Origin of the sequence: Hydrogenophaga sp., from assembly GCF_035481345.1 — a bacterium.
Lineage (GTDB): Bacteria > Pseudomonadota > Gammaproteobacteria > Burkholderiales > Burkholderiaceae_C > Hydrogenophaga.
Genome location: NZ_DATIGV010000110.1, coordinates 1 through 6,047, shown reverse-complemented (window position 1 = coordinate 6,047; position 6,047 = coordinate 1). Strand labels below are relative to the sequence as shown.

Below are 6,047 nucleotides of genomic sequence, written 5' to 3'. Positions count from 1 at the left end.
TTTCCAGAAGCAGGTCGTGGCAGCGGACGTGATCGTGATGCCGCGCTCCTGCTCCTGCTCCATCCAGTCCATGGTGGCGGCGCCGTCGTGCACTTCACCGATCTTGTGGTTCACGCCGGTGTAGAACAGGATGCGCTCGGTTGTGGTGGTTTTGCCGGCGTCGATGTGCGCGGAAATACCGATGTTGCGGTAGCGCTCAAGGGGCGTGGTGCGGGACATGGAAATACTCCGGAAAGGTTCAAGCCCGCCACCCCGGGATGGGGATTGCGGGCTCTCGGTTCAGGTTGATCGAAGAGGACTGGCCTGGATCAGAAGCGGAAGTGGCTGAAGGCCTTGTTGGCTTCGGCCATGCGATGCACTTCGTCGCGGCGCTTCATCGCGCCGCCGCGGCCTTCGGTGGCCTCGACCAGCTCGTTGGCCAGGCGCATCGCCATCGACTTCTCGCTGCGCTTGCGCGCGGCTTCCTTGATCCAGCGCATCGACAGCGCCAGACGGCGCACCGGACGCACTTCGACCGGCACCTGGTAGTTGGCGCCGCCCACGCGGCGGCTCTTGACCTCCACCATGGGTTTGACGTTGTTGATGGCCGTGGAGAAGATCTCGACCGGATCCTTGCCGGTCTTCTTCTCGATCTGCTCGAGCGCACCATAGATGATGCGCTCGGCCACGGCCTTCTTGCCGCCTTCCATGATCACGTTCATGAACTTGGAAAGCTCGACATTGCCGAATTTGGGATCCGGCAGGATTTCACGTTTAGGGACTTCGCGACGACGGGGCATGATTCACCTCTTGCTTCAGTTGATGTCCGGACGTCCTTCTGATCCAGACACCCCGCAGACCCATTGGGGATCTGCACTTACTCGACCTTTGTTCAAGGTCACTACGCCGGTCCGGCTCGTCAAAACCGGGCGGCACCGAATGACGGCCAATCAGGCCTTCTTGGGACGCTTGGCGCCGTACTTCGAACGGGCCTGCTTCCGGTCCTTCACACCCTGCAGGTCCAGCGAGCCGCGCACGATGTGGTAGCGAACGCCGGGAAGGTCTTTCACACGACCGCCGCGCACCAGCACGACGCTGTGCTCCTGCAGGTTGTGACCTTCACCGCCGATGTAGGAGATGACTTCGAAACCGTTGGTCAGACGGACTTTGGCGACCTTGCGAAGCGCCGAGTTCGGCTTCTTCGGCGTCGTGGTGTACACGCGGGTGCACACGCCGCGACGCTGCGGCGAGTTTTCCATGGCCGGGCTCTTGGATTTGGTCTTTTCGACCTCCCGGCCGTGGCGCACGAGCTGGTTGATGGTTGGCATTGAAAACGTCCCTAAACGTTTGAAAACGGCAAAGCTTCTCGGAAAATTCCGAAAAGCCTACTAGTGTAGCACCGAGCGGTTGGCCGCGCCAACCAGAGCCAACGCCCCCATTTGGCAGATCACTGGATCCAGAGGCGGATGGCGTCCCAGGCGCGCCCGAAAATGCCCGCCTCCTCCACCGTCTCGAGCACCGTCAGCGGCACCTCGACCACAGACTGTCCCGCGGCGGTAGTCACACGCAGCGTGCCCACCCCCTGCCCTTTCTGCAAAGGCGCGACCAGCGGGTCGGGACGCACGACTTGGGACTTCAGGCCCCCACCCTCACCCGCCGGCACCGAGACGATCACCCCCTCGGCGCGGCCCAGCTTGACGGTATCGGACTTGCCCTTCCAGATGCGTGGCTCGGCCGCCGGCTGGTTGGCGGCCAGCAAGCGCACGGTGTCGAAGGCCGTGTAACCCCAGTTCAGCAGCTTTTGCGATTCGGCTGCCCGGGCGTTCTCACTCGAGGTGCCCAGCATGACCGACAACAGGCGGCGCTGGCCGGCCGGCCCGTCCCCCAGCCCGGGCACCGGCCGGCGCGCCGTCGCCACCAGGCAGTAGCCCGCCGCGTCGGTGTGGCCGGTCTTCAGACCGTCGACCGTGGGGTCACGGAACAGCAGCAGGTTGCGGTTCGTGTCGTTGGTGGCTGGCGTACCCGGGTAGCGATAGCGCTGGATGGAGTAGTAGCCGACATACTGCGGAAAATCGTTCATCAGCCGCGTGGACAGCGTGGCGAGGTCGCGCGCGGTGGTCACATGCCCCGGGGCAGTCAGGCCCTCCGGGTTGCGATAGCCCGTGGCCGTCATGCCCAACGCCTTGGCCTGCTGGTTCATGAGCTCGACGAACCGATCGACCGAACCCGCCACCCCCTCGGCCAGGGCCACGGTAGCGTCGTTGCCCGACTGCACAATCATGCCCTTGATGAGGTCCTCGACCGGCACTTGCATGCGCGGCTCGATGAACATGCGCGAACCCGGGGTTTTCCAGGCGCGCTCACTCACGCCAAAGGTCTGGGTAAGCGTGATCTTGCCGGACCGCAGAGCGTCAAACACCAAGTAGGCCGACATCAGCTTGGTGAGCGATGCGGGCTCGACCGGGGCGTCGGGGTCCTTGCTTGCCAGCACCTGCCCGGTGGTCACATCCAGCAGCACATAGGCGCGAGCGGCGATTTCTGGCGGCTGAGGCATCTGAGCCGCGGCGGGTGCGAGCAGGGTCAGCGACAGCGCGAGGCCGGCGATCAGGGAACGAAAACGGATCATCAACTCAAGGTCCTATGAAATAAATCGGTGCCAGCGGGCTCAGGCCCGCCAATGGCGCCACACCAGCTCACGCAACAGAGGCAACTGGCCGTGGAAGAAGTGGCCACCGCCGGGCACCACGAGCACCGGCAGCGACTGAGGGCGGGCCCAGTCCATGACCGCGCTGAGCGGCACGGTGTCATCGAGCTCGCCGTGAACGACCAGGGTCCGCGAACGAAGTTCCTCGGCGATCGGCGACACGGAAAACCGGCTGGCCGCCGTGCCCACCAGCACCACGTGACGCACATCCCGCCCGGGATGCAGGCGCTGCAAGGCCTGGCTGGTGACAAAAGAACCAAACGAAAAGCCCGCCATGACCAGGGAGCCCGATGGCGCCTCCGACTGAACCACAGCCATCAGGTCGTCGACCTCGCCGCGCCCCTCGTCGTAGTGCCCGCCGCTGCGCCCAACCCCCCGGAAGTTGAAGCGCACCGCCACCATACCCGCGAGCACGGCCGCCCGGGCCAGGGTCTGGACCACCTTGTTGGTGAGCGTGCCCCCATGCAAGGGGTGCGGATGCGCGATGAGGGCCGTGGCGCGGGCCGCGCCGTCAGGCCGGTCGATAGCGAGTTCGATGGCGCCCACCGGCCCATCGATCAGGCGGGATTCGGTTTGAGCGTTCACCTCAGCGCCCCACGTCGGGTGGCGTCAACAGCCGCTCGACGACCACTCCATCACGCAGGTGCGATTCAACGATCTCATCGATGTCGTGTTGATCGACATAGCTGTACCAGACAGCCTCCGGGTACACCACCGCGATCGGCCCGCCGGCGCAACGGTCAAGGCAGCCCGCGCGATTGACGCGCACACCACCGGGGCCCAGCAAGCCCAGCGCCTTGGCGCGTGACTTGCACCGGGCGAACGCGTCTTCGGCCTTGTGATCGGCGCAACAGGCCTCGCCGCCCTCGCGCTGATTGAGACAGAAAAAAATGTGCCGCTGATAGTAGGAGGCCGGAGGAAGAGGTGTGCCGCTGGACATGACGGGATTCTAGGCCGCCCCCTCGGCCCTTGCGGGCGGGCGGGCCACGGCCCGCAAACCGAACAGGATGGCCGCAAAGGGCCACAGCCATCCCAACCACTGAGACAGGCCATGGAAGCGGATGAAGCGCCCCTGCTCCCAGACCTCAAGCGATTGCACCAGATAGGGCACCTCGGGCGCACGGTTGAGCAGCGTGAGCGTCACACCCAGGCACAACAGCATCACCGCGTGGCAGACCCTTCGCGACAAGGGTAGACACAGCAACGAGGCCAGCAGAGCCGCGCCCATACCGACCAGGGTGACCGGGCTGAGCCAGGCCCAGGCGTGGGAAGGGCCATGGGTCAGGGCAGACGAGAGCCCGGCCGCCAGCGTGGCCCCGCCAAAGAACAAGGGAAGAAACGCCACACGTCGCCACCAGGCTCGCATGTCGCCAAAGGCCATCAGCAAGGGCGCCAACAAGCTCAGCGCGATGCAGAAGGCCTGCGTCAGCAGGCTCAGGGGGAGGGCCTGCTCCGAGCGCGCGGGCAGCCAGACGACGAAGGGCGTGTCCCACAGCCAGTCGGCCAATGCCGCCACCAGCCGGTCGGCCACCTGTCCCAGCCCGAATGGCACCGAAGCGGGATACAGCAAGGCCAATGGCCACAAGGCCAGCAACACCAGCCCCCCGTGCGCACCCGGCGCGAACCATTCATCGCGAAAGCGGCTCCATCGCGCCAGCCCCCCCCAACGATCCAGCACGACCATCATGCCCGCGCCCACCAACCCGCCGAACGAGTTGAGGCCGAAATCCACATTAGAGGGAACACGCCCAGGCAAGAACGTCTGCAGACTCTCCACGGTGACGGACAAGATCATTGCGCCGGCAGCCCCCCACCAGAAGGCTCCCCGGCGCCACCCCAATCGAAGCGCCGCCACAGCCAACAGGGCCCCCAGCGGCATATAACCCACGAAGTTGGACCACATATCAAAACCGGTCCAGTACTGCGGCCAAGGCGCCCAGACCCAAGACCAGGGCTCCACGCCTTGCACGCGCCAGCCGGTGAATGGATATAGGCTGGCATAAGCGATCAACCCGGCATACAGCACCGCCAAAGGCCAGGCCGAGGTCCGCGAACCCATTGCCATCTGGCGCTCAGAACGGCTTGACCACCACCAGCACCACGGCTGCGATCAGCAACAGCACCGGCACTTCGTTGAACCAGCGGTACCAGAAGTGGTCGCGTTGGTGCGCGCCACTTTCGAAGCGGCGCAGCAACATCCCACACGCGTGGTGATACCCGAGAACCAAAGCTACGACGGCCAGCTTGGCGTGCATCCATCCATTGCCGGGCCCACGCCCGATGCCGTACCCCAACCACAGCCACAGCCCCAGGGCCAAGGCAGGGACCGCCAGCAAGCTGGTGAACCGCAGCAGCTTGCGAGCCATCAGCAGCAATCGCGCCCGCTCGGCCACACTCTCGGGAGGCACCATGGCTAAGTTGACGAAGATGCGCGGAAGATAAAAAAGGCCGGCGAACCAGCTCGCCACGAATACGATGTGGAAGGCTTTGACCCAGAGCATGGAGGCAGTGTAGTTCCCGTGGCCCACAGCCCCCTTGCGGCGACAAGGCAAAAAAAACCCGGCCAAGGGCCGGGTTGGGAAGCCTTTTTGCTGTCACACACTAAGGCACCCGCTCAGGGAGGAAAAGCGGGGAGTACCTTGCGGCACCCGCCTAGATTTTAGCGCGAAATCTCGCTTTGGCAATCCAGGCCCCTGTCAAATTTGACACTCCATGCGTCAAACGCATAGTTCATTCCCCTCGGTTCCGGAAATACCGGCGCGGCCGCCTTTCGAAGACCCGGGCGTAGGGGCCTGCAGGATGGACAAGGAAGGGCGCGGACGCCCGAGCGAACGTTCAGGCCGCCAGAGAGCGCAGCTGCTTGATCGCGGCGTCGAGGCCGGACAGTTCGTGCGTGGGCTGTCGCAAGAAAGCCATGATGGCCTCACGGCGTTCGATCGCCAGGTCGGCGACGCGGTCTGAGCCCTTTTTGTACTCGCCCACCTTGAGCAACAGCTCGATCTCGTCGTATTTGGCGAGCAGCTCGCGCACTCGGCCGGCCGCGGCCCTGTGCTCCGGCGAGATCAGCGCACCCATGACCCGAGAGGCCGACGCGAGCACATCAATGGCTGGGTAGTGATTGGCGGCCGCCAGCTTGCGCGACAGCACGATGTGTCCATCGAGGATCGATCGGGTTTCGTCCGCCACGGGCTCAGTCATGTCATCGCCCTCGACCAGCACCGTATAGGGCCAGCCGGCTTGGGCGGTCGACTAGGCCGAATGACGGTCAAGTGCCTGCCACACGCTGTGGCGGCGGTTCCCCGGGGAGTTTCCGGGTCGGTACTTGTGCTTGGCTCGCGGGTTGCTAAGCCCCAGCATGAACCCA

8 protein-coding genes and 1 pseudogene are annotated in these 6,047 nt (G+C 64.8%); all 9 read right to left on the bottom strand.

The features are described 5' to 3' along the window. On the bottom strand, window positions 1-219 hold a 219-nt coding region (locus VLG41_RS12345), incomplete at its 3' end, for a GTP-binding protein (protein WP_325349702.1). 89 nt (window positions 220-308) lie between these two features. After that, the gene (rpsG, locus tag VLG41_RS12340) at window positions 309-779 is read right to left on the bottom strand and encodes a 30S ribosomal protein S7 (RefSeq protein ID WP_009516238.1); all 471 of its coding nucleotides are present in this window, start codon (window positions 777-779) and stop codon (window positions 309-311) included. A 150-nt stretch (window positions 780-929) separates the two neighbouring features. Further along, window positions 930-1,307: a 30S ribosomal protein S12 gene (gene rpsL / locus VLG41_RS12335; RefSeq protein WP_009516237.1), complete on the bottom strand. Its 378-nt coding sequence runs from the start codon at window positions 1,305-1,307 to the stop codon at window positions 930-932. Window positions 1,308-1,426: 119 nt separating this feature from the next. Next, on the bottom strand, window positions 1,427-2,605 hold the full coding sequence (locus VLG41_RS12330) for a D-alanyl-D-alanine carboxypeptidase family protein (protein ID WP_325349701.1): 1,179 nt from the start codon (window positions 2,603-2,605) through the stop codon (window positions 1,427-1,429). Between the two features lie 39 nt (window positions 2,606-2,644). Beyond that, on the bottom strand, window positions 2,645-3,268 hold the full coding sequence (locus tag VLG41_RS12325; protein ID WP_325349700.1) for an alpha/beta hydrolase: 624 nt from the start codon (window positions 3,266-3,268) through the stop codon (window positions 2,645-2,647). Between the two features lies 1 nt (window position 3,269). Then, window positions 3,270-3,623: a (2Fe-2S) ferredoxin domain-containing protein gene (locus VLG41_RS12320; RefSeq protein WP_325349699.1), complete on the bottom strand. Its 354-nt coding sequence runs from the start codon at window positions 3,621-3,623 to the stop codon at window positions 3,270-3,272. A gap of 9 nt (window positions 3,624-3,632) precedes the next feature. After that, entirely contained in the window at window positions 3,633-4,748 is a 1,116-nt protein-coding gene (locus VLG41_RS12315) for a VanZ family protein (RefSeq protein ID WP_325349698.1), read from the bottom strand. 7 nt (window positions 4,749-4,755) lie between these two features. Next, entirely contained in the window at window positions 4,756-5,184 is a 429-nt protein-coding gene (locus VLG41_RS12310) for a CopD family protein (protein ID WP_325349697.1), read from the bottom strand. A 334-nt stretch (window positions 5,185-5,518) separates the two neighbouring features. Then, window positions 5,519-5,908 (bottom strand): annotated as a pseudogene (locus VLG41_RS12305) (EscN/YscN/HrcN family type III secretion system ATPase); the annotation flags it as partial. Between the last annotated feature and the right edge of the window lie 139 nt (window positions 5,909-6,047).